The 20813-nt window shown below is 73.4% G+C and carries 18 protein-coding genes and 1 pseudogene; 8 read left to right on the forward strand and 11 right to left on the reverse strand.

The genetic code is table 11. The features are described from left to right. Window positions 1–246: 246 nt before the first annotated feature. From ACWF9Z_RS06905 to ACWF9Z_RS06915, 3 genes are all read left to right on the forward strand, one after another. Window positions 247–1044 (forward strand): hypothetical protein, encoded by a 798-nt coding sequence (locus tag ACWF9Z_RS06905; RefSeq protein WP_453598235.1) that lies wholly within the window; start codon window positions 247–249, stop codon window positions 1042–1044. A 275-nt stretch (window positions 1045–1319) separates the two neighbouring features. Next, window positions 1320–1982, forward strand: coding sequence for a deoxynucleoside kinase (locus tag ACWF9Z_RS06910; protein ID WP_453598237.1), 663 nt, complete (start codon window positions 1320–1322; stop codon window positions 1980–1982). A gap of 21 nt (window positions 1983–2003) precedes the next feature. Next, window positions 2004–2744, forward strand: coding sequence for an adenosylcobinamide amidohydrolase (locus ACWF9Z_RS06915; RefSeq protein WP_453598239.1), 741 nt, complete (start codon window positions 2004–2006; stop codon window positions 2742–2744). 253 nt (window positions 2745–2997) lie between these two features. Here the strand turns inward: ACWF9Z_RS06915 and ACWF9Z_RS06920 are convergent, their stop codons facing one another. Then, window positions 2998–3837, reverse strand: a complete 840-nt coding sequence (locus ACWF9Z_RS06920; RefSeq protein ID WP_453598241.1) for an SDR family oxidoreductase — start codon at window positions 3835–3837, stop codon at window positions 2998–3000. A 92-nt stretch (window positions 3838–3929) separates the two neighbouring features. Here ACWF9Z_RS06920 and ACWF9Z_RS06925 point away from each other — a divergent pair, with 92 nt between their 5' ends. Further along, on the forward strand, window positions 3930–4298 hold the full coding sequence (locus tag ACWF9Z_RS06925) for a winged helix-turn-helix transcriptional regulator (protein WP_453598243.1): 369 nt from the start codon (window positions 3930–3932) through the stop codon (window positions 4296–4298). A gap of 90 nt (window positions 4299–4388) precedes the next feature. On the opposite strand, the gene ACWF9Z_RS06930 is transcribed toward ACWF9Z_RS06925, so the two are convergent. Further along, window positions 4389–5579, reverse strand: a complete 1191-nt coding sequence (locus ACWF9Z_RS06930; protein WP_453598245.1) for an acyl-CoA dehydrogenase family protein — start codon at window positions 5577–5579, stop codon at window positions 4389–4391. 170 nt (window positions 5580–5749) lie between these two features. On the opposite strand from ACWF9Z_RS06930, the gene ACWF9Z_RS06935 reads away from it, so the two are divergent. After that, window positions 5750–6055 (forward strand): antibiotic biosynthesis monooxygenase family protein, encoded by a 306-nt coding sequence (locus tag ACWF9Z_RS06935; protein ID WP_453598247.1) that lies wholly within the window; start codon window positions 5750–5752, stop codon window positions 6053–6055. A 30-nt stretch (window positions 6056–6085) separates the two neighbouring features. Here ACWF9Z_RS06935 and ACWF9Z_RS06940 read toward each other — a convergent pair whose 3' ends face one another. The 3 genes from ACWF9Z_RS06940 to ACWF9Z_RS06950 all read right to left on the reverse strand — a co-directional run bounded on the left by ACWF9Z_RS06940 (window position 6086) and on the right by ACWF9Z_RS06950 (window position 8369). After that, entirely contained in the window at window positions 6086–6559 is a 474-nt protein-coding gene (locus ACWF9Z_RS06940; RefSeq protein ID WP_453598249.1) for a hypothetical protein, read from the reverse strand. A 74-nt stretch (window positions 6560–6633) separates the two neighbouring features. Then, window positions 6634–7470: a class II fructose-bisphosphate aldolase gene (locus ACWF9Z_RS06945; protein ID WP_453598251.1), complete on the reverse strand. Its 837-nt coding sequence runs from the start codon at window positions 7468–7470 to the stop codon at window positions 6634–6636. Further along, entirely contained in the window at window positions 7467–8369 is a 903-nt protein-coding gene (locus ACWF9Z_RS06950; RefSeq protein WP_453598253.1) for an SIS domain-containing protein, read from the reverse strand. The genes ACWF9Z_RS06945 and ACWF9Z_RS06950 overlap by 4 nt, the downstream gene beginning before the upstream one ends. A gap of 242 nt (window positions 8370–8611) precedes the next feature. Between ACWF9Z_RS06950 and ACWF9Z_RS06955 the strand changes: the two genes are divergently transcribed. Both ACWF9Z_RS06955 and ACWF9Z_RS06960 read left to right on the forward strand, forming a co-directional pair. After that, the gene (locus ACWF9Z_RS06955) at window positions 8612–9391 is read left to right on the forward strand and encodes a DeoR/GlpR family DNA-binding transcription regulator (protein WP_453598255.1); all 780 of its coding nucleotides are present in this window, start codon (window positions 8612–8614) and stop codon (window positions 9389–9391) included. Between the two features lie 202 nt (window positions 9392–9593). Beyond that, a pseudogene (locus ACWF9Z_RS06960) lies at window positions 9594–9989 on the forward strand (MBL fold metallo-hydrolase); the annotation flags it as partial. Between the two features lie 22 nt (window positions 9990–10011). Here the strand turns inward: ACWF9Z_RS06960 and ACWF9Z_RS06965 are convergent. The 3 genes from ACWF9Z_RS06965 to tdh all read right to left on the reverse strand — a co-directional run bounded on the left by ACWF9Z_RS06965 (window position 10012) and on the right by tdh (window position 13682). Beyond that, window positions 10012–10926 carry a LysR substrate-binding domain-containing protein gene (locus ACWF9Z_RS06965; protein ID WP_453598257.1) on the reverse strand — a complete coding sequence of 305 codons (915 nt, stop codon included), beginning with the start codon at window positions 10924–10926 and terminating at the stop codon, window positions 10012–10014. Between the two features lie 269 nt (window positions 10927–11195). Beyond that, window positions 11196–12407, reverse strand: a complete 1212-nt coding sequence (locus tag ACWF9Z_RS06970; RefSeq protein WP_453598259.1) for a glycine C-acetyltransferase — start codon at window positions 12405–12407, stop codon at window positions 11196–11198. 246 nt (window positions 12408–12653) lie between these two features. Continuing rightward, complete coding sequence (tdh, locus tag ACWF9Z_RS06975; protein WP_453598261.1) at window positions 12654–13682, reverse strand: L-threonine 3-dehydrogenase; 1029 nt, start codon at window positions 13680–13682, stop codon at window positions 12654–12656. Between the two features lie 212 nt (window positions 13683–13894). On the opposite strand from tdh, the gene ACWF9Z_RS06980 reads away from it, so the two are divergent. After that, window positions 13895–14806: an alpha/beta hydrolase fold domain-containing protein gene (locus ACWF9Z_RS06980; RefSeq protein WP_453598263.1), complete on the forward strand. Its 912-nt coding sequence runs from the start codon at window positions 13895–13897 to the stop codon at window positions 14804–14806. A 155-nt stretch (window positions 14807–14961) separates the two neighbouring features. Here ACWF9Z_RS06980 and ACWF9Z_RS06985 read toward each other — a convergent pair whose 3' ends face one another. The 3 genes from ACWF9Z_RS06985 to ACWF9Z_RS06995 all read right to left on the reverse strand — a co-directional run bounded on the left by ACWF9Z_RS06985 (window position 14962) and on the right by ACWF9Z_RS06995 (window position 20759). After that, window positions 14962–16521 carry an alkaline phosphatase family protein gene (locus ACWF9Z_RS06985; RefSeq protein WP_453598265.1) on the reverse strand — a complete coding sequence of 520 codons (1560 nt, stop codon included), beginning with the start codon at window positions 16519–16521 and terminating at the stop codon, window positions 14962–14964. A 144-nt stretch (window positions 16522–16665) separates the two neighbouring features. Then, window positions 16666–17385: a class I SAM-dependent methyltransferase gene (locus ACWF9Z_RS06990; RefSeq protein WP_453598267.1), complete on the reverse strand. Its 720-nt coding sequence runs from the start codon at window positions 17383–17385 to the stop codon at window positions 16666–16668. Window positions 17386–17510: 125 nt separating this feature from the next. After that, a complete protein-coding gene (locus ACWF9Z_RS06995; protein ID WP_453598269.1) occupies window positions 17511–20759 on the reverse strand; it encodes a tetratricopeptide repeat protein in 3249 nt (1082 codons plus the stop codon). Between the last annotated feature and the right edge of the window lie 54 nt (window positions 20760–20813).

The following is a 20813-nucleotide window of genomic DNA, read 5'->3' on the forward strand; positions in this document are numbered from 1 at the left end:
ACCCGCGCCCCGCGTCGCGCCCGGGCGCGTCACCGGGGCGGGGCGCGGGGGGGGGGGGGGGGGCGCGGGCCGGGGCCGGGGCGGGGGGGGGGGGCCCCCCCCGCGGCCGGGGGCGCCGCCCCCCCCCACGCCTGCTGGATCGCCGAGGCCCTGACGGACCACTTCCTCGGCCGGGGGCGCTACCACGAGTGCCAGACCGCCCTGGAGATCGCGCTCGCGCAAGCGGAACGTTCCACGGACCGGCGGATGGACCTCGTGCTGCGCAACAGCCTGGGCCTCACCCTCATGCACCGGGCCCGTTTCCCGGAGGCGTTCGCCTGCCTCGTCGAGAACCTGGACCTCAGCCGCGAGCGCGACGACCGGCACGAGGAGGCCCGCGCCCTGGTCGCGCTGGGCACCATGACCGGGCTGGGGACCTCCGGGCCGGGCGCGGACCGGGACGGCCACGCGGCTTCCCAGCTCGCCACGAGTCTGGAACTGGCCCATCGGTACGACGACCTCTGGCTCGTCGCCATGGCGTCCTTCGCCCTCGGCCTCGTCCGCCACAACCAGGGGCGGACCGAGGAGGCGCTGGCCCACTTCCGCGCCGGGTGCGACCGCAGCACCGAGGCCGACCGCTCCCGGGCGATCGGCAGGGCCCTGACGACGACCCTCGACCTGTACCTCTACCTCGACCGCCCCGAGACCCGGACGCTCCTGCGCGGGGTCGCCGACCTGGTGCACGGGACCGGGGACGTCCTCCTGCACACGCTCGCGCTGACCCGGCTGGGCACGGCGGAGCACGGCGCGGGCAACCTGAGCGCCGCCGCGGCTACCTACCGGCAGGCGCTCGCCCAGCACCGGAGCCTGGCCCCGCTGGGCGACCCCGACTCCGACCGCCAGGAGATGGACGTCCGCTGCCGACTGGGCCGCGCCTACGCCGCGGCGGGCCGGCTCACCGAAGCCAGGGACGAGTTCCTGGCCGCGCTCGCCGTACCCGGCGCCGACAGACACCCGAAGGAACACGCCCAGGCGGTGGAAGGCCTCGGCCGCGCCCCGCGGTGACCCGGCCCGGGGCCGGCCCGTACTGGTAGCGGGTTCCGCCGTGACAGCCTCGATCTGACCAGCATCGGCCCCGGTCCCGGTCCCGCGCATCCGGATTTCAGGCACACAGAATGCCCTCCTCCAGCACTACATCTAGTGGCACTTCGGCAATTGGGTAGCCATATATAGTGCCCTCTGGGGAAATCGGAATCGAATGGCTGTCGCCGTGTACCCCACCGCTGTGGGGCGCACGGCCCACCGCTCTTGAACAGATGATCCCCAGGGAGAAGCGAGGTATGGCAGTGATCTGCGTCGGAGGCATGATCGGCATCGGGAAGACGAGCGTTGCCGAGCTGCTCGCCAAGGAGCTGGGCAGTGACGTCTTCTACGAGAGCGTGGACGACAACCCGATCCTTCCGCTCTTCTACACGTCGAGCCCCGAAGAGATCCAGGCGAATCGCTACCCCTTCCTGCTCCAGCTCTACTTCCTGCAGACCCGGTTCGCCTCGATCAAAGAGGCGTACAAGGAGGGCGACAACGTCCTCGACCGCTCCATCTACGAGGACTGGTACTTCGCCAAGGTCAACCACGACCTGGGCCGGATCAGCTCCCTCGAGATGCGGGTGTACGAGGGACTGCTGGGCGAGATGATGCGCGAGATCGACGGCCTGCCCTACCGCAAGGCACCCGACCTCATGGTCTACCTCAAGGCGGACTTCGAGACGGTGCTGCACCGCATCGGACTGCGGGGCCGCGATTTCGAGCAGGACGAGAGCCTCGTCGAGTACTACCGGACGCTGTGGTCCGGCTACGACGACTGGGTGCACAAGCACTACTCGGCCAGCGACGTCCTCGTCGTCGACATGAACCACACGGACATCGTGAACAACCCCGAGGACGCCGCCCGCGTGGTGCGCGAGGTCAAGAACGCCCTGGCCGCGGTCGCGCACCGGGGCTGAGACTGCCGGGTAGGGTGCGGCATGTCCTACGCGCCGCTCGACCTGTCCTCCCTGCAGCGCCTGCCGCTCCTCTCGCGCGTGGAGGACGGCCAGGAGCTGCCGATGTTCCTGTGGGTGCCCGGCCGGAGTCGGCGCATGATCTCCAGCGCTCCCCTGGGCGGCGGCATCGGGGAGCGGCGATGGGTGCTCAACGCCCAAGTGGCACATGGATACCGGCGGATGGATCCCGGCGCCCACCTCGCCGAACTCGCGTTGCGGGCCGGGGCCCCGGGGCCGGGCGTGGGGCTCATGACGGCCCCCTCGATCGCCGATCGCGGCCGGGCCTCGGACGGGGGCGTGTGGGCCCTGGCGTCCGCCGGGCTCGGCGTCCGGGGCTGGGCCGCCGACCCGGCCCCGGGTGTTCCGGGGCCGAGGCCGGCCGGGACGATCAACATCGTCGTCTCCGTACCCGTCGCCTTCTCCGACGCGGCGCTGGTGAACGCGGTGGCCACCGCCACCGAGGCGAAGGTGCAGGCGCTGCGCGACGCGGGGGTGGATGCCTCCGGTACTCCGACCGATGCCGTGTGCGTCGCCGCGATGCGGCCCTCGGACGGGCATCCGGCCGAACCCTTCGCCGGCCCGCGGTCGGTCTGGGGCGCACGGCTGGCCCGGGCCGTGCACGAGGCCACGTACCAGGCGTGTCTGCGCAGCGAAGACCCCGATCCGCTCCTCGCTCCGGGCGGGACGAGGAGCCGCTCAGGGGGCGGCATCAGCGGTGGGTGAAGTCCGGGGACCTCTTGTCCACGAAGGCGCTCATGTCGAGCGGCTCATGAGGAGGGACCCGACACGGTCCTGTTCGCCCCGCCGGCACCCCCGGCCCGCTCGCCTCCCGGTTCGACGGGCTCTGCAGGGGCCGGCCTGCGGGCTTGCGCGGGCCGGCAGCTCGCGCGACGGCGGTGGCGGCACTACGGGGGTGGGCGGCCTCGTGCGGCCGCAGCCACACGAGGCCGCCCGGGTGCTTCGGTTGAGTTGCGCCTCAGCGGAAAGCGGCGGTGTTGCGGGCGACCCATCCGTCGAAGGAGCGCGGTGCGCGGCTGAGGACCCGTTCCACGTCAGGGCTGATCCGCAGCTCGGCCGGGTTCGGGGCGGAGATGATGTCAAGGGTGTCGTCGGCGAGTTCCATCGGCACGAACCGGATCATCGTGGCCTTGGCCTCGTCGCGGGTGAGTTCGTGGAACCGTACGGGCGAGCCGAGCGCGGCGGCGATCGCCTCCGCCTGCTGACGGGGCGTGATCACCTCGGGCCCGGTCAGCTCGTACACCCCGCCGATGTGCCGGTCGTCCAGCAGGCAGGCCGCCGCGACCTCGGCGATGTCCGCCGGGTCGACGACCGGCACCCCCACGTCGCCGAACGGCGCGGCGACCGTCCCGTGCGTGCGGACGGACTCCGCCCACGCCAAGGCGTTGGAGGCGAAACCGCCCGGTCGCAGGACGGCCCAGTCCAGGCCGGACTCCCGCAATGCGTCCTCCACCGTGCGCATCGTGATCCGCGACGGGCCGAGCGGCCTGGTCGCCACACCCTGCGAAGACAGCAGGACGACCCGGCGGACCCCGCCGGCCGCGGCCAGGCCGATGATGTCGGCCGGCCTGGCTTCGGGGGCGTGCAGGTCGCCGGACAGCAAGAGGAACAGCGCCTTCGCCCCGTCCAGGGCGGGTGTGAGGCTCGCCGGCTCGGCCAGGTCGGCCGCCACGTGCCGGACTCCGTCCGGCATCGCCACGGCGTGCCGTGACACCGCCGTCACCTGCTCGCCCGCCTCGGCCAGGGCCTGTGTCAGAGGTCGGCCCACATTCCCGGTAGCCCCGGTCACCACGATCATGTTCAGCTCCTAGTCCTTTGTGCGCCAAGGCAATTGACGCTAGGAGTCGGGCTTACTTTTCGTAAGGACGTACCCGGAGGTAAGCTCCTGACATGATGGAAGGTGCGCAGCTGACGCAGGCTGAGGCGGGCAATCGGTATGAGGTGTTTCACACCGACTGCCCCGCGCGCGACGTGGTCGACCACGTGACCAGCAGGTGGGGTATCTGGGTGCTGATCTCCTTGCGGAGCAACGACCTTCGGTTCTACGAGCTGCGCGACAGCATCCAGGGCATCAGCGAGAAGATGCTCGCTCAGACCCTGCGCGCACTGGTCCAGGACGACCTGGTCTGGCGGAAGGTCGAGCCGACGACGCCACCCCAAGTCACCTACGGGTTGACTGAGTTCGGCCAGGACATCGGTGCGCCGCTGACGGACTTGTTCGACCGGATCACACAGCGGCTACCGCCGCGTGGCCCGTGACAGTGCGGTAGCGGGCGGCCTCGAAGGCGAATCCAGCGTGCCCTGGTCACGTGAATGACGGCCGCCCCACACCTGACCGCGAGCACGAGGTCAGCGGCGGACGCGGGGCATGCCGAGGCCGATCCACGAGATGATCTCGCGCTGGATCTCGTTGTTGCCGCCGCCGAAGGTGAAGATCACCGCGCTGCGGTAGCCGCGTTCCAGTTCGCCGTGCAGGACCGCGCCCGCGGAGCCGTCCTTGAGGAAGCCGGCGGCGCCGACCACTTCCATCAGCCAGGCGTACGCGTCCCTGCGCGCCTCGGAGCCGTAGACCTTGACGGCGGAGGCGTCCTGGGGGGTGAGGGTGCCGTCCTGGACGGCGTTGACCATCTGCCAGTTCAGCAGCTTCATCGCGTCGAGCCGGGCGTGGGTGCGGGCGAGGCGGCTGCGGACCCAGGTGAGGTCGATGACGCGGCGGCCGTCCGCGAGCTTCGTGTCGGCGGCCCAGCGCTGGACGTCGTGCAGGGCGCGGATGGCCATGGTGCCGTGGGCGGCGAGGGTGACGCGCTCGTGGTTGAGCTGGTTGGTGATCAGGCGCCAGCCCTTGTTCTCCTGGCCGACGCGGCGGCTCGCGGGCACGCGGATGTTCTCGTAGTAGCTGGCCGTGGTGTCGTGCGAGGCGAGCGTGTTGATGAGGGTGCAGGAGTAGCCGGGGTCGCTGGTCGGCACCAGGAGCATGGTGATGCCCTTGTGCGCCGGGGCCTGCGGGTCGGTGCGGACGGCGAGCCAGACCCAGTCGGCGGTGTCGCCGTTGGTGGTCCAGATCTTCTGTCCGTCGACCACGTAGGTGCCGGTCTCCTCGTCGCCTTCACGGACGGCCTTGCACCTGAGGGCGGCGAGGTCGGTACCGGCGTCGGGCTCGCTGTAGCCGATGGCGAAGTCGATCTCACCGGCGAGGATCCGGGGGAGGAAGTACGCCTTCTGCTCGTCCGTGCCGAACTGCATGATGGTCGGCCCGACGGTGTTGAGCGCCATCAGCGGCAGCGGCACGACGGCCTGCGCGGCCTCGTCGAAGAAGATGAACTGGTCCATGGGCGACATCCCGCGCCCGCCGTACTCCTCCGGCCAGCCGACCCCGAGCCAGCCGTCGGCCCCCAGCCGGCGGATGGTCTCCCGGTAGAAGCGCTTCTGCTCGACGGGATCCTCGTACCGGGCATGGACGTCGTCGGGGATCAGCTCGGCGAAGTAGGCGCGCAGCTCGGTGCGCAACTGCTGCTGCTCAGGCGTGTATTCGAGGTGCACGGCCCCTCCGGGTCTCTCGTGGCTGGTCGGCTCGCGGGCGTCCGTCGCCGGTGCGGGGGCAGACTAGAACCTGTTACAAGAATCCGGAAGGGTCGGTGAGGGATCAGCGGCGGAGCCCGGTGGAACCCGGCGCAACCCGGCGGAGCGGCAACGCCCTTAGGATGCGCTCCATGATCTTGGAGAGTGCGCTGCTCGACGTCCGCGCCGGCCTGGAGGAGGAGTTCCTCGCCGCGTTCGCGAAGGCCAGGCCGCTGATCTCGGTCCAGAAGGGCTTCCGCTCGCTGGAGCTGCGGCGGTGCCTGGACGAGGCGCGCGGGTCGCGCTTCCTGCTCCAGGTGGAGTGGGACGCGCTGGCCGACCACACCGAGGGCTTCCGCCGCTCGGCCGAGTACGAGCGGTGGCGGGCGTTGCTGCACCGCTTCTACGAGCCGTTCCCCGAGGTCGAGCACTACGGGGAACCCCTGCTCACGGCGTAGCCGCGCGGCCGGGACCGCCCCCGGTCCCGCTCAGAGGACGAGCAGGTCGAAGTACATCAGGTCGCGCTGCACGTCGAGGCAGATCTCGCTCGTGCCCGCGGTCTCCGCGTCCGACCCGGCCACGAGCGTGTCGAAGTGCGCGCTGCGCTGCCACTGCGCGTCGGCCGGCAGGTACGGCTTCAGCGGGCCGGGCAGGTCCCGCGGGGCGGACGGGAAGAAGGTGGAACCGCCGTCCAGCGCTCGGCGGGCGCTTCCCGCGCCCAGACGGGCCACGCCGACGAGGCGGATGCGGCGATCGGGACTCGGGACCGTGAGCCGGTCACCTCGGTCGTCGATGTCGTAGGCCTGCCAGTGCGCCCCGGCGAGCTCGCCCGTGTACGGGGCGAACCGCGTGTTCAGCGGTTCCAGGTCGGTGCGGATCCCGCGCTTCGGATCCTCGTCCCCCGTCATCGCGGCGGCCACGCCCCATCCGGTCCCCGCGAGGACCAGCGGGACCCCCAGCATCAGGAGAAGTCGCCGTCTGCCAGTGCGGTCCCGCCGCGCGTCCATCAAGTCCCCCGGGTGCGTCCGCCGCTCGCTCAGTTCAAGGCGCTGATCATAGCCACGGTCGTCGCCGTCATGGCCGTCCGGGCGGCCGCGAGGTACGGGCGCGGGTCCGCCGGGGTCAGATGGGCGCGGATGGCTTCGGTCATCGCCACGTTGAGGGCGGTGCCGATGTTGACCTTGCGGATGCCGCCCGCGACCGCGGCGGCGAGTTCCCCGTCCGGCAGGCCGGAGGATCCGTGCAGGACCAGCGGGACGTCCACCGTCTTGGCGAGCCGGGCGAGCAGCGCGTGGTCCAGGGCGGCGGTGCGGCTGGTCATGGCGTGGCTGCTGCCGATCGCCACCGCCAGCGCGTCCACCCCGGAGTCGGCGACGAACCGCCGCGCCTCGTCCGGGTCGGTCCGGGCACCCGGTGCGTGCGGGGCCAGGGGCGCGGCCCCGTTCTTCCCGCCGACCTCGCCCAGCTCGGCCTCGATCCAGAGCCCGTTGGCGTGCGCCCAGTCGGCGGCGGAGCGGGTGGCGTCCAGGTTCTCGGCGTAGGGCAGGTGCGCGGCGTCGTACATCACCGAGCTGAATCCGGCGTCCACGGCCTGTCGTAGCAGCTCGGAGCTCTTGACGTGGTCCAGGTGCAGGCCGACCGGCACCCCGGCGGCTTCGGCGACGGCGAGGGCCGCGCGGGCGATGGGCAGGAGCCGGCCGCCGCGGAACGCGACGGCGTTCTCGCTGAGTTGGAGGACCACGGGCAGTCCCGCCGACTCGGCGCCCGCGACGACCGCTTCGGCGTGCTCCAGCGTGATGATGTTGAAGGCGGCGACGGCGCGGCCCCGGGCGGCCGCCTGCTGGACGAGGACGCCCGCGCGGACGAGGCTCATCGGACCGCCTCCTCGCCCGCGGTGAGGATCACCGAGCGGGTCAGGTTGCGCGGCGCGTCCGGGTCCAGCCCCCGGTGGGAGGCGACGGCGATCGCCAGGCGGTGGACGCGGACCAGCTCGGCGAGCGGGTCGAGGTGACCGGCCACCCACTGGGCCCCGGTCCCCCGGACCTGGTCGGCGAGTCCCTCGGGCGCCTCACCGAGGGACCAGGTGGCGGTGCCGGGCGCGGAGATGCTGATCGGCCCGTGCCGGTATTCCATCGCCGGGTAGGACTCGGCCCACGCCAGGGCGGCTTCGCGCATCTTCAGCGCGGCCTCGTCGGCGAGTCCGACGCTCCAGCCCCGGCCGAGGAAGGTGAACTGCCCCCGGGTCTCCAGCTCGACGGGGAGCGGATCGGCGAGGGCGGCGCGCGCGTCGGCGACGACGGAGGGGGTGTGCAGGCCGACGTGGGCGCGCAGCAGGGTGAGGGCGGTGGTGGCGAAGCGGGTCTGGACGACGGACTGCTCGTCGGCGAAGTCCAGGACGACGAGCTCGTCCGCCAGGGTGATCACCGGGGTCGCCGGGTCGCCGATGACGGCGGTCGTGGGCGTGCCCGCGTCCCGCAGGCCGGCCAGCAGGTCGAGCACCTCGGTGGTGGTCCCGGACCTGGTCAGCGCGACGACCCGGTCGTAGCGCCGGTGGCGGGGGAACTCGGACGCGGGGAACGCGTCGGTCTCGCCCTGCCCGGCCTCCTCCCGCAGCACGGCGGCGGCACGGGCCATGTAGTACGAGGTCCCGCAGCCGACGATCGCGGTCCGCTCCCCCGGCCGCGGCAGGGCCGCCCGGTGCTCCGGGGCCAGTTCGGCGGCCCGTTCCCAGCATGCGGGCTGCGTGCCCAGCTCGTACGCGACATGACTCATGGCGGCTCCCTAGCGCGGTGCATGCATCCCTGAATGCGTGTTCTTGCAAGATACTGGGGTTTTTCGCGCAACTTCAAGCATCTTGAGCCTGATCTCCTGCGTTAATGTCGACGTGCAGGCCGATCCGTAGGCCAAGTGGGCACATCGAAGCGAACGACCGGGCGACGATCGAAGCCCCGACCGAGCCGAAGACCTGGCCGAAGACCGAACCGAAACCGAGACGAAGACCGAAAGGGCGGCCGATGACCCGCAAGGAACGCTGGCAGACACTGCTGGACCTGCTGGTGGAGCGGGGCGAGCTCGAGGTGGAGCCCGCCGCGGAGGCCCTCGGCGTGTCCGCCGCCACGATCCGCCGCGACCTCGACCAGCTCGCCGAACAGCAGCTGCTGGTCCGCACCCGCGGCGGAGCCGTCCTGCACGGGGTCTCGTACGAACTCCCCCTGCGCTACCGCACCTCGCGCCGGGCCGCCGAGAAGGGCCGTATCAGCGAGACGGTCGCGGCCCTGATCGTCCCGGGCGAGGTCATCGGCCTCACCGGCGGCACCACGACCACCGAGGTGGCACGAGCGCTGGCCGCCCGGCCCGACCTCGCCACCGGCTCCCCCGCCCTCACCGTGGTCACCAACGCCCTCAACATCGCGGGCGAGCTGGTCATCAGACCGCAGTTCAAGATCGTGCTGACGGGCGGCGTGGCCCGGCCCCAGTCCTACGAGCTCACCGGCCCGCTGGCGATGGAGGTGCTCGGCCAGCTCTCCGTGGACACCGCGGTCGTCGGCGTGGACGCCTTCGACCCGGCCGACGGCGCCGCCACCCGCCACGAGGACGAGGCGGCCATGAACCGGCTGCTGTGCGAGCGGGCCAGCCGCGTGGTGATCGCGGCCGACTCCAGCAAGCTGGGCGTCCGCGCCTTCGCCCGCATCGTCGCCACCGACGCCGTGGACGTCCTGGTGACGGACACGGGGCTGGCCCCGTCGGTCGCCGGGCAGTTCGAGGCGGCGGGCGTGGAGGTCATCCGCGTCTGAGGGCGGGGCCGGGCGCGGCACTGGCGCTGCGGCCGCGAGGCGCCGCCGTGCCGGGCGCCGCGACCCTGTGGGCCTCTCCGGTCACGGCACCAGCGCCGCGACCCGGTGAACCTTTCCGGTCACAGCACTGGACTCCGCCGGATGGCCGACGCTCTTCTCCGACTCACCGTCCTGGGCAGCGCCACGCCCTACCCCGCGGCCGACAACTCTGTACGACGGCCACCACGCACGGGTCGGCGGGCTCGGCCTCACCAGCCGGGCCGTGTCCCACGGCATGCCGGCCTTCGCCCTGCGCGCCGAATCGGGGGGCACCTCGCTGGTCTACTCCGGGGACACGGCGCCGTGTCCGGCACTGACCCGCTTCGCCGAGGACTGCTCGCTCCTGCTCTGCGAGGCCGACAGCACGGCGCACCCGGCGGACTGCGAACCCGTGCACCACACTCCCGAGGAGGCCGGCGGCACCGCGCGCGCCCGGCGGCTCGTCGTCACGCACGTCGGCCGGGACCTGTCTCCGGCCGAGGCCGTGGCCCGTGCCGCCGCCCGCTACCCCGGACCCGTGGCGCACGCCGCGCCCGGCGCCGTCTTCACCATCGGGTAGGTGCCGGCCGGGGCGCCGGGGGTCAGTGCTCCGGGAGCCGGTCCGCCTCGCGGGTCAGGGCCGCCAGGACCGGGGCGATCAGCGGGTGCGCCCCGGCGCCGCGCCGGGTCGCGGCGAAGACGCGGCGGGTGGGCGCCGGGCCGGACACCGGGCGGACCTGGACCTCCTTGAGGTCCATGCCGCGCAGCGCCGAACGCGGTACGAGGGCGACTCCGGCGCTCGCGCCGACCAGGGCCACCACGGCCCGGAAGTCGTCGGAGGAGTGCACGAGCCGGGGCTGGAATCCCGCCAGTTCGCAGGCGAGGAGCATCACGTCGTGGCACGGGTTGCCGGGGTACTGGCCCACCCAGTCCGCGTCGGAGAGGTCGGCCAGGGACACCTCGGGCAGGTCGCCGAGCGGGTGCCCGGCCGGGAGGACCGCGTCGAAGGGCTCGGCGTAGAGCGGGAGCACGGACAGCCGGCCGTCGCCGGCGCCCGGGGCGCCCCGGTACTCGACGGCCAGCGCCAGGTCCGCCTCCCCGTCGAGCAGGAGCAGCAGGCTCTGGTCGCCCTCCGCGTCGCGGACCCGCAGCCGGATCCCGGGGTGGTCCGCGGCGAGCCGGGTGATGGCGGGGGCCAGTACTTCGGCGATGCCGGTGGCGAAGGCGGCCACGGTGACCTCGCCCGCCGTGCCGCCCGCGTAGGCGGCGAGTTCCGCTTCCGCGCGCTCCAGCTGTGCGAGCACCTCGTGGGCGTGCCCGAGCAGGATCTCCCCGGCCGCGGTGAGCCGTACGCCCCGGCCGCTGCGGGTCAGCAGCGCGTGCCCCGTCTCCTGCTCCAGAGCAGCGAGCTGCTGGGAGACGGCGGAGGGGGTGAGGTACAGGGCTGCGGCCGCGGCGGTCACCGTTCGGTGGTCCGCCACGGCCCGCAGGATGCGCAGCCGGCGGGGGTCGATCACTCCGCCATTCTCGCAGGCCGGGCGGGTCCTGCCGTCCCGCTGCCGCCGCGGCCGCCGCGGCAGCGGGACGGGCCCGGACCGGGGCGCCGAAGGCCCGTACCGGGCCTGACCGCCGGGCCGGGGGCCTATGCCAGGCCCGCCGGGCCGGAGGCCTGCCCCGGGCCGGGGGACGCGGGGGACGCCGGGGCCCGCCGGGGACTCCGGGGCCCGCCGGAGGCCCGCCCGACCGGCCGGCCCGGGGCCCGCGCCGGGCCCCGGCGGCCGGGAGGTCAGGACTCGGCGCCCGCCAGGGCCGCCAGCGCCGACCGGGCGTCGATGAAGGCCGCCACCGCGCGCTCCACGTCGGCCGTCGAGTGCGCCGCCGAGAGCTGGACGCGGATGCGTGCCGCACCCATCGGGACCACCGGGTAGGAGAAGCCGATCACGTAGACCCCGCGCTCCAGCAGCAGTTCCGCCATCTTGGCCGCCTCCGCGGCGTCGCCGATCATCACGGGGGCGATGGCGTGGTCACCGGGCAGGATCGAGAAGCCGGCCTCGGTCATCTTCGTGCGGAAGAGCGAGGTGTTGGCGGCGAGCTGGTCGCGCAGGTCCCCGGCCGACTCCAGCAGGTCGAGGACCTTCAGCGAGGCGGCCGCGATGACCGGGGCGAGGGAGTTGGAGAAGAGGTACGGGCGCGAGCGCTGGCGCAGCAGCTCGACGATCTCGGTGCGTGCGGCGACGTAGCCGCCCGAGGCGCCGCCCAGGGCCTTGCCGAGGGTGCCCGTGATGATGTCGACCCGGTCCATGACCCCGTGCAGTTCCGGGGTGCCGCGGCCGCCGGGGCCGACGAAGCCGACGGCGTGCGAGTCGTCGACCATGACCATGGCGTCGTAGCGGTCCGCGAGGTCGCAGATCTCGGCGAGCGGGGCGACGTAGCCGTCCATGGAGAACACGCCGTCGGTGACGATGAGACGGCGGCGGGCGTCCTGCGACTCCTTCAACCGGGTCTCCAGCTCGGCCAGGTCGCGGTTGGCGTAGCGCAGCCGGCGGGCCTTGGAGAGGCGGATGCCGTCGATGATCGAGGCGTGGTTGAGGGCGTCGGAGATGACCGCGTCCTCGGGGCCCAGCAGGGTCTCGAAGACTCCGCCGTTGGCGTCGAAGCAGGAGGAGTAGAGGATCGTGTCCTCCTGGCCGAGGAACGCGGACAGGCGCGCCTCGAGCTCCTTGTGGACCTCCTGCGTCCCGCAGATGAAGCGGACGGAGGCCATGCCGTAGCCCCAGCGGTCGAGGGCTTCCTTCGCCGCGGTGACGACCTCGGGGTGGTCGGCGAGGCCGAGGTAGTTGTTGGCGCAGAAGTTGAGGACCTCACCGGGAGCACCGCCCGAGGTCACCGCGACGGCGGCGTTCTGCGGGGTCCCGATGACGCGCTCGGGCTTGTGCAGGCCGGCGGCGCGGATCTCGTCGAGGGTGGCGCGGAAGTCCTCGCGGACGGTCTCGAACATGAGCGGTGCTCTCTTTCTCCTGGTGCGGCGGAAGGAAGGAGGGGGGCCGGGCCCCGCGGAGGGGGGAGGGTGTGCGGGGCCCGGCCGGGGAGGAGTGGCTTGGGGGAGGAACGGCGGAGGCCTCGTGGGGGCCGCCGAAGGGCTGTGCGCGAGCGGGGGCGGGGCGGGAGCGAGGGGCGCCGACCTGCCGGCGCGCCTGCGTGCCCACGTGCCGGCGCGCCGGCCGCCCGGGGCCGCCGCTCGGGCTCAGGCCGTCCAGTCCAGGATGATCTTCCCGCTGCGGGCGGTCGCGGCTTCGTCGAAGGCGGCGTCGAAGTCCCCGTAGGCGTACCGGCCGGTGATGACGGGGCTGAGGTCGAGCCCGCCCTCCAGCAGCACGGTCATCGCGTACCAGGTCTCGAACATCTCACGGCCGTAGATGCCCTTGATCGTGATCATCGAGGTGACGACCTTGGCCCAGTCGACCGGGAACTCCTGCGCCGGGAGGCCCAGCATCGCGATCCGGCCGCCGTGCGTCATGTTGTCGATCATGTCGCGCATGGCCTCGCCGCGGCCGGACATCTCCAGGCCGATGTCGAAGCCCTCGCGCAGGCCCAGCTGCGCCTGCGCGTCCGCGATCGTCTTCTCGCGCACGTCCACCGCGAGCGTCGCGCCCGCCTTGCGGGCGATCTCGAGGCGCTCCGGGCTGACGTCGGTGATGACCACGTTGCGCGCACCCGCGTGCCGGGCCACGGCCGCCGCCATGATCCCGATCGGGCCCGCGCCGGTGATCAGCACGTCCTCGCCGACGAGCGGGAAGGAGAGCGCGGTGTGCACGGCGTTGCCGAAGGGGTCGAAGATCGCCGCGACGTCGAGGTCGACCTCGGTCCGGTGCACCCACACGTTCTGCGCGGGCAGGACGACGTACTCGGCGAAGGCGCCGTCGCGTCCGACCCCGAGACCGACCGTGCTGCGGCACAGGTGGCGGCGCCCGGCCAGGCAGTTGCGGCACTTGCCGCACACCAGGTGGCCCTCGCCGCTGACCAGCGCGCCGACCTCGATGTCGGTCACGCCCGCACCGAGCGCGGCGACCTCGCCCACGAACTCGTGGCCGAGCACGCGCGGGGTCTCGACGGCGCCCTGCGCCCACCCGTCCCAGGACCGGATGTGCAGGTCCGTTCCGCAGATGCCGGTGCGCAGCACCTTGATCAGCACGTCGCCGGGGCCGTACTCGGGCTCGGGAACGTCCATGAGCCACAGACCGGGTTCGGCCTTGTGCTTGACGAGTGCCTTCATGGGCTGGCTCCAGGCATGCGGAAGGAAGCGCTACGGGGCGTGCGGGCCCGGCAGCGTTCGGACGGTCACCAATCTGCCGACCTGCGAGGTGACAGTCCATCGAGGATTTCTTAAGCGGGCCGACAGGCCAGCTTCACGCCTATGCTCCTCAGGTGTCGGGCAGGGGCCGGGGCCGGGGAGCGGACCGGGCCGGGAACGGGGAGGTGAGGGGCGTGCCGAGTCTGCGCAGCAGGGCGCTTTCGGTCGCGCTGATCGCGACGGGGTGGCGAAGACGGTTCGGGAGCGCGGAGGCGGTCCGGACCCGGGTGGCCGAGTCGGCCCGCAGGCCGGCTTCCCATCTGCCGCCGCGCTCGCTCGGCCGGGTCGCGGAGGTCTCCCGGACCTTCGTCGGGGCCTGGCCGGTGTACGACGTCTCGCCGCGCGGAGCCGAACCGGCCGCCCGGGTGCTGTACGTGCACGGCGGCGGGTACGTGAACGAACTGGTCCGGCCGCACTGGTCGTTGATCCGGAGCCTGGTGACGCGGGCCCGCGCCCGGGTGGTCGTACCGGCCTATCTGCTGGCCCCGCGCGGGACCGCCGACCGGACGGTCCCGGTCGCCGCGGACCTGCTCAGCGGCCTGATCGCGAGCGGTGGCGCGGGCGGCGCCCTGCTCATCGGGGATTCGGCGGGCGCCGGGCTGGCGCTGGCCGCGGCCCAGCGGCTGCGCGACCGCACCGGGGCGCAGCCGTCCCGGATCGTGCTGATCTCGCCCTGGCTGGACGTGTCCATGAGCCATCCCGGCCAGGAGGCCCTCGAGCCGGGCGACCCGATGCTGGCCCGCGCAGGGCTGCGGGAGGCCGGGCGGCTGTACGCGGGCAACCTCGCGGCCGACGACCCCCGGGTGAGCCCGCTGCACGGTTCGTTCGCGGGGCTGGCCCCGCTGACGGTGTTCACCGGCACCCGGGACCTCCTGACGACCGACAGCCGCGAGCTGCTGCGCCGGGCGCGGGCGGACGGCGTCGACGTGGAGTTCCACGAGGAGCCGGGGCTGCCGCACGTGTACCCGCTGATGCCGGTTCCGGAGGGCAGGGCGGCCCGCGACCGGATCGTGGAGCTGATCCGAGCGGCGGCGCGGGAGACCTAGCCGGTACACCGGACCTGGTCGACGCGTCGGGCCGCCGCCGTGTGTCGCGAGCGTGGCGCCGGTGGCGTAGGCGCTGGACAGGACGAAGGGACAGGCCGCCGCGGCTTCCTCGGCCGCGCCGACTCGCCGCGTGAGCCGGAGGTCCCGGGGGCGTGTCAGCCCGGCGGTGGGCGCAGGCCGGGGAAGAGGGTGTGTGCGCTCTCGTGGACGATCGCCGTGGCTTCTCGGCCCTTGAGGGGCGTCGTGTCGTCGATGGCGGGCACGGCGGCGCCGAGTTGTTCGACGAGGGCGAGGTAGCCGTGGAACAGGGCCGTGGCGAGCGGGTTGAGTGGCGCGTCCGGTGGGACGAGGTCCTGGTCGAATGCGGGGACGGGGCGGGCGGTGACGTCGGGCCAGTCCTGGGGGTCGCGCGGCCGGTCGAGGCTCAGGAGGCCGGCCAGGTCGGGGGCGTCGGCGTCCCGGGCGGTGAGGGGCGGGCCGAGGTTCCAGCGTTCGCGGGGTGTGCGGATGACCGAGGTGTGGTGGTGGATGCCGTTGACGACGGTGCGGTCGGGCAGCCAGGCGGAGATGGCGATGGCGGGCAGGCGGACGCCGAGCCGGTCGAAGGCGAAGCCCATCTGCCCGGGCCGCGCGCCCGGGTCCGGCGGCGCGGCGGCGGGCGGGGGGACGTGGTCGTAGGTGCCGCCGTGCTCGTCGAAGACGACCATCAGCAAGGTGTTGAAGGCGTTCGAGCCCTGCGGTGCGGTCGAGGTGCGGACGGCGTCGTAGATCCTGGCCAGCAGGGCCTCGCCGCCCAGGAGGGATGACGGCATGTCGAAGGGGACGCCCTGGATCAGGGCGGATTCCGGCGGGTGCATGTCGTTGTGGCCGTGCCACAGGTTGGGCTCGATGAACGCGTAGGTGGGCAGCGTGCCGGCGGCGGCGTCCTCCAGGAATCGGTCCGTGGGGACGAAGTGGGTGGCGAATCGCTCGCGCAGCCGCGGTGCGTGGATCAGCCCGGTGAACGGGAGCGGGCTCGGTGCGTCCACGTAGACCCGCCAGGTCAGGCCGCTGGCCTCCAGTCGCTCGAAGACCGTCTCGGCGGTGTTGTGCAGCGGGAAGGTGGGGTACGGGGCGTTGACGACGAAGCCTGAGGCGCTCGCGGCGTGGAAGAACGAGCGGTTGGTGAACGTCTGTGAGGGCACCTCGGCGAACCAGTGGTCGAAGGTCGCGAAACCGCGTGCCAGCGTGGACAGCACCGGCATCTGGTCAGGGGTGTACCCGGCCATGATCTGCGCGTACTCGTGGTACTTCGGCTGGCGGCCCATTTCCGCGGCGAAGGCGCTGATGTAGTCGGTGACGAACCCGTCCATGGTCGGCGCCCGTCCGGGCGGTGGCGTGTTGAACGGGGCAGCCATGTGCTCGGCCAGCACCCCGCGGTTGCTCTCAGGGTCGATCACGCCGAACAGCTGGGTGTTGACGTGCTGGTACTCCTCGCCCGGATCCGGGTTGGGCGTGTCCATCGTCTCGGCGATGCCGTACGCCACCGCCTGCCGGCCCGAGCGGTCCTCGGCCCAGTCCGGGATCGGGTTCGACAGGTCCCTGCCGAGGACCCCCTCGAAGGCGGCGACCTCACCCGGCTCGTACAGCCGGCCGAGCAGGTTGTCGAACGACCGGTTCTCGAACATCACCACGACCACATGGTCCAAGGCGTTGCCACGGTCGGTAGCAGGCATCGGAGGCCTCCGATTCGGGTGCATCCCTCGCCCCCCGCAGTCATTCCACTGTTCTCCCGCCGCACACAGCTGTCAAAACAGCGGGGAGGGCCGGTTCCGGTTCGCCACCCGGCTCGGCGGTGGTGGCGCCCGCGGGTCCGCTCGTCAGGCCACGCAGTTCATCAGCGAGCCGACGGGTGCCGTGCGGTAGCGGGCCCAGTACGTCTCGTCGCGGATCGCGCACGCGGGCGGGGTCCGGGTCGGCTGCCAGGAGACCGTCGCGAAGCCGGCGTCGGAGGCGGCCTCGGCGAAGTCGGCGTGGGCCCATTCCCGGCATTCGAACGGGACCGGCGGGTCGGTCTCCAGCCGCGCCCGGAGCAGGGGCGCGTCGCCGCCCGGAGACCGCTCGACGACGCTGATCCCGTACGGGGCCCAGTCCGCGTACGGGAAGGCGCCCGGGTTCGGCACGATGGCGAGGAGCCGTCCGCCGGGGCGCAGGCTGGCGCGGACGGCCCGGAACATGGCGTGCAGGGTCGCCTTGTCGTGGGCCTGGTTGAACAGGTAGACGGCGGTGGCCAGGTCGAAGGGGCCCAGCTCCGGCATCGCGGCCGCGTCGTCGACCAGGACGTACTCGACCGCGGCGCCCCCGGCCCCTCCCCCGCCCTCCCGCGCCCGCCGGATGCGTTCGGGGCAGTTGTCGACGCCCACCGCGCGGCGGGCGCCGCCGCGCGCCAGCATCCGGGTGGTGCCGCCGTGTCCGCAGGCGGCGTCGAGGGTGTCGAGGCCGCGTACGCCGCCGAGGGCGTCGAGGGCCGTGCTCAGGGTGAAGGCGTCGGCGACCGAGAAGGCCACCGGGGGCGTTGACGTGTCGTACTGCTGTCGCATGCCCGCTAGCCTGCCCGGACGGCGGCGCCGGGGGCCGCCCCGGCGCCGGACCTCCCCCGGACGGGGGAAGCGTTCGGGTCAGCCCGTGCGGCGTACGGACCGGCTGCCGGGTTCCGCGGCCGGGATCACCCGGCGGTGGGCGTCGCGCGGCCGGCGCGCTCGGCCCTCGCGTACTGGTCCAGCAGCTTGTCGTACGTGGTGGACGGGAGTGCCGGGCCGCTCCCGCGCAGGGCGTCCCGGAAGGCTCGGGTGGCTTCGGTGACGTAGTGGTCGGGGCCCAGGACGCGCAGGCAGTCCTCGAGGAGGGCGGCGAAGGCGACGAGGCCGTCGGCCGGGGCGCGGTCGCGCCGGGCCCGCACCTCGGCCAGGCAGCCGTGGACCATCAGCGAGCCGAGGTTGTCCGGGCCCCAGATCCGCAGGGCCGTCGGCATCAGCTCTTCGTACGCGGTGACCGACCCGGCGAAGTCTTCGCTGTCCGCGAGCAGTTTGGCGTAGGTGGCGCGGACGGGAAGGGTCTCGATGTGGTCCGGCGGCATGACCCGCTGGTAGTCGTGGATCAGCTCGCGGCACTCCTCGGCCGCCCCGGCCGGGTCGCCCGCCTCCGCGCGGCAGGTGAGCAGGCTGCCGCGCAGGTCGAGCGTACGCGGGTGATCGGGGCCCAGGGCGTGCGTGTAGTCCGCGATCAGCTCTTGATAGACCGGGATCATCGTGTCCGCCTCGGCGTCGCGGGAGCGGCAGTCGGCGAGGGCGCTGCGCAGCTGGAGGGTGTCCGGGTGGTGCGGACCCAGCACCTGGCGGTGCACGGTGATCAAGTCCTCGTACGTCGTGAGGGCCGCGGCCGTGTCGCCCGCCGCGTGCAGCTTCTCGGCGAGCAGCTTGCGGGTGCGCAGGGTCTCCGGATGGTGCGGGCCCAGTACCCGGGCCATGTCTCCCTGTACGGCGCGGAGCTCGGCGACCGCCCGGGCGTGCTCGCCCGCCTCGCCGCGCCAGTCGGCCAGCTCCGCGCGGGTCACCAGGGTGGAGGGGTGCTCGGGTCCCAGGGCCCGTCGGCAGTCGGCGAGCAGCACGGCGAACTCCTCGGCCGTCCGGCCCGGGTCGCCGGTCACGCCCTCGATGCCGAGGAGGGTCCTGCGGTGGAACAGCACCTGGGGGTCGTCGGGGCCCAGGACTGGGCGCAGGGTGGCGATCATCTCCTTCAGGGCCTCGGCGGCGGCGACCGGATCGCTCTCCGCGAGGCCGTGCTGCCACATCCGGACGAAGCCGCGGTGGACGATGACGAGCGGGTGGTCCGGCCCGAACGTCTGCTCCAGCAAACGGGCCGACTCCTCTATGCCAGGAGGTGCCGCGGTGGGGTCGCCCGCCTTGTCGCGCAGCAGTCCCAGGCAGTAGCGCGCACGGGAGACGTCGAGGTGGTGGGCGCCCAGGACGCGCACGGCGTCGTCGATCACATCCGCCAGCTCGGCGGCGGCTCCGGCCGGATCTCCGGCGGCGGCGCGCCAGTCGGCCAGCTCGTGGCGCACCACCAGGGTGCGGTGGTCGTCGCGGCCGAACGCCGCCACGTGCTCGTCCAGCAGCTCTCCGAACCGGTCGCGGGCCCCGGCGGGGTCGCCCGCCTGACCCCGCAGGTGCGCGAGCTCCATGCGTACGTCCAAGGTCATGTGGTCGAGGGGCCCCATGTACGTCCGGCAGTCGCCGAGCAGTTCCTCGTACAGGGCCGCGGCGCGTGACGCGTCTCCCCTCTCGCCGTGCAGGGAGGCGGTCTTCGAGCGGACCGAGAGGGTGTCGCGGTGGTGGGGGCCGTGGACGCGCCGGTGGTCGACGAGCAGTTCCTCGTAGTCGGCCAGCGCACCGGCCAGGTCGCCTGCGCTGACCCGGGCGGCGGCGAGTTCGCCGCGGGCGTCGAGGGTGGCGGAGCCGTCCGGTCCGACCAGACGGGTGCAGTCCGCGGCCAGCTCCGTGTACGCGGCCACGGCCTCCGCGGGGTGCGCGGTGAATCTCAGGAAGCGGAGGGAGTTGCTGCGGCAGGTGAGGGTGCGCGGGTAGCCGGCGCCGTACTTGTGCGCGGAGGTGGCCGCGAGCCGCAGGTAGTGCTGCGTCGTCGCCTGGTAGAGCCCCGCACGGGCGAGGCTCTGGCCGGTCCGGAGCAGGACCTCGTGCACGTCGCGGTCCGACCACAGCAGGTGTTCGTCATGGGACCGCAGCGTCTCGGTGTTGGCGCGGAACCGCTGGCCGGTGGCGAAGTCGGGTTCCGTCTGGGGCCAGGCCTGGAGCAGGGCGTCGGCGGCCGCCCGGACGGTCCGGGCCAGCAGCTCCGGCGGAAGCTGCTCGCGCACACTGCGCTGCACCAGGCCATGGACCCGAACGGGCTGGCCCGGCGCGTAGGTGACCAGGCTGAGCCGGTGCAGGGCGCGCAGCGCGCCCGCGGCGTCCTCGGCGGTCGTGGGGATCGGCTGCCGGGCGTCGGGGGTGCGGTGACGGGTGAGGTGGGTGAGGGCGGATCGGCTGGTCAGGACATCGGCGGGGATGCCGTTGGGGTCGAGTGCCGCGGCGAGCTGGAGCATGGGGCGGGCCAGGCCGGCGGGGCGGAGCCGGTCGGCGTGTTCGATGGACAGGGACCAGGTGGCCGCCACGGTGACGGCTTGGTCGTCGGGCAGGGCGCCGGGTTCGGGGAGCAGGTCGGCCAGTCTCCTGAGCCGGTCGGCCAGCAGACCACGGTAGCGGGCGCAGGTGACGTCGGTGTCGATGACGTAGGCGGCGGCCTGGGCCAGGGCGAGGGGCAGGTACCCCAGGTCGGCGGCGAGGCCGTCGACCTGGTCGCCGGGCTCGTGGCGGTCGTGCTCGGCGAGTACGGCGGTGAAGTAGGCGGCGGCATCCCGGGGGGTGAACAAGCCCACGGACACCAGGCGTCGGCCGGCGCCGGTCAGGGCGGCCTCACGGCGCCGCGTGGTGACCAGGACGCGGCCCCGCGGGCTGGCGGGCGGCCACAGGCCACGGAGGTCGGCCGGATCCGCGACGTCGTCCAGAACGACCAGCCACCGGCACGGCTTCTGGCCGGCCTTCGGCTCCAGCCAGGCCAGGAACGCCCGCGCGGACTGCTCGGGGTCGCCGGGGTCGGCGGCAAGGACCTCCACACCGGCCTGCGCGTAGGCGGCCGTGATCGCCGAGCGGCTGCTCGCACTGATCCACACCAGTACGTCGACTCCGCCGCCGTCCCAGGCGGTGCGGGCGTAATCGGCGGCCAGCTGCGTCTTGCCCACCCCGCCGGTCCCGGTCAGTACCTGGCTGAGCACCGCGGTACCCCCGCTGTCGACCGCCGCCCGCAGCCGGTCGACCTCGGCGCGGTGCTGGAACGACAGGGCACGGGGCGGGATCACGCCGACCTGGCGCGGCCAGGCGGCCGCTGCGCGGGGCGCGGCGTGGTGGTGGAC

It is taken from the genome of Streptomyces sp. NPDC054961 (assembly GCF_053609145.1).

Coding starts and splice junctions, on each gene's coding strand:
- ACWF9Z_RS06915 (WP_453598239.1), top strand. CDS start 2,004: ATGTCCTACGCGCCGCTCGACCTGTCCTCCCTGCAGCGCCTGCCGCTC.
- ACWF9Z_RS06950 (WP_453598253.1), bottom strand. CDS start 8,369: ATGAGTCATGTCGCGTACGAGCTGGGCACGCAGCCCGCATGCTGGGAA.
- ACWF9Z_RS06970 (WP_453598259.1), bottom strand. CDS start 12,407: ATGTTCGAGACCGTCCGCGAGGACTTCCGCGCCACCCTCGACGAGATC.
- ACWF9Z_RS06990 (WP_453598267.1), bottom strand. CDS start 17,385: ATGCGACAGCAGTACGACACGTCAACGCCCCCGGTGGCCTTCTCGGTC.
- ACWF9Z_RS06985 (WP_453598265.1), bottom strand. CDS start 16,521: ATGCCTGCTACCGACCGTGGCAACGCCTTGGACCATGTGGTCGTGGTG.
- ACWF9Z_RS06940 (WP_453598249.1), bottom strand. CDS start 6,559: ATGCTGGGGGTCCCGCTGGTCCTCGCGGGGACCGGATGGGGCGTGGCC.
- ACWF9Z_RS06920 (WP_453598241.1), bottom strand. CDS start 3,837: ATGATCGTGGTGACCGGGGCTACCGGGAATGTGGGCCGACCTCTGACA.
- ACWF9Z_RS06955 (WP_453598255.1), top strand. CDS start 8,612: ATGACCCGCAAGGAACGCTGGCAGACACTGCTGGACCTGCTGGTGGAG.
- ACWF9Z_RS06925 (WP_453598243.1), top strand. CDS start 3,930: ATGATGGAAGGTGCGCAGCTGACGCAGGCTGAGGCGGGCAATCGGTAT.
- ACWF9Z_RS06910 (WP_453598237.1), top strand. CDS start 1,320: ATGGCAGTGATCTGCGTCGGAGGCATGATCGGCATCGGGAAGACGAGC.
- ACWF9Z_RS06935 (WP_453598247.1), top strand. CDS start 5,750: ATGATCTTGGAGAGTGCGCTGCTCGACGTCCGCGCCGGCCTGGAGGAG.
- ACWF9Z_RS06945 (WP_453598251.1), bottom strand. CDS start 7,470: ATGAGCCTCGTCCGCGCGGGCGTCCTCGTCCAGCAGGCGGCCGCCCGG.
- ACWF9Z_RS06905 (WP_453598235.1), top strand. CDS start 247: ATGGACCTCGTGCTGCGCAACAGCCTGGGCCTCACCCTCATGCACCGG.
- tdh (WP_453598261.1), bottom strand. CDS start 13,682: ATGAAGGCACTCGTCAAGCACAAGGCCGAACCCGGTCTGTGGCTCATG.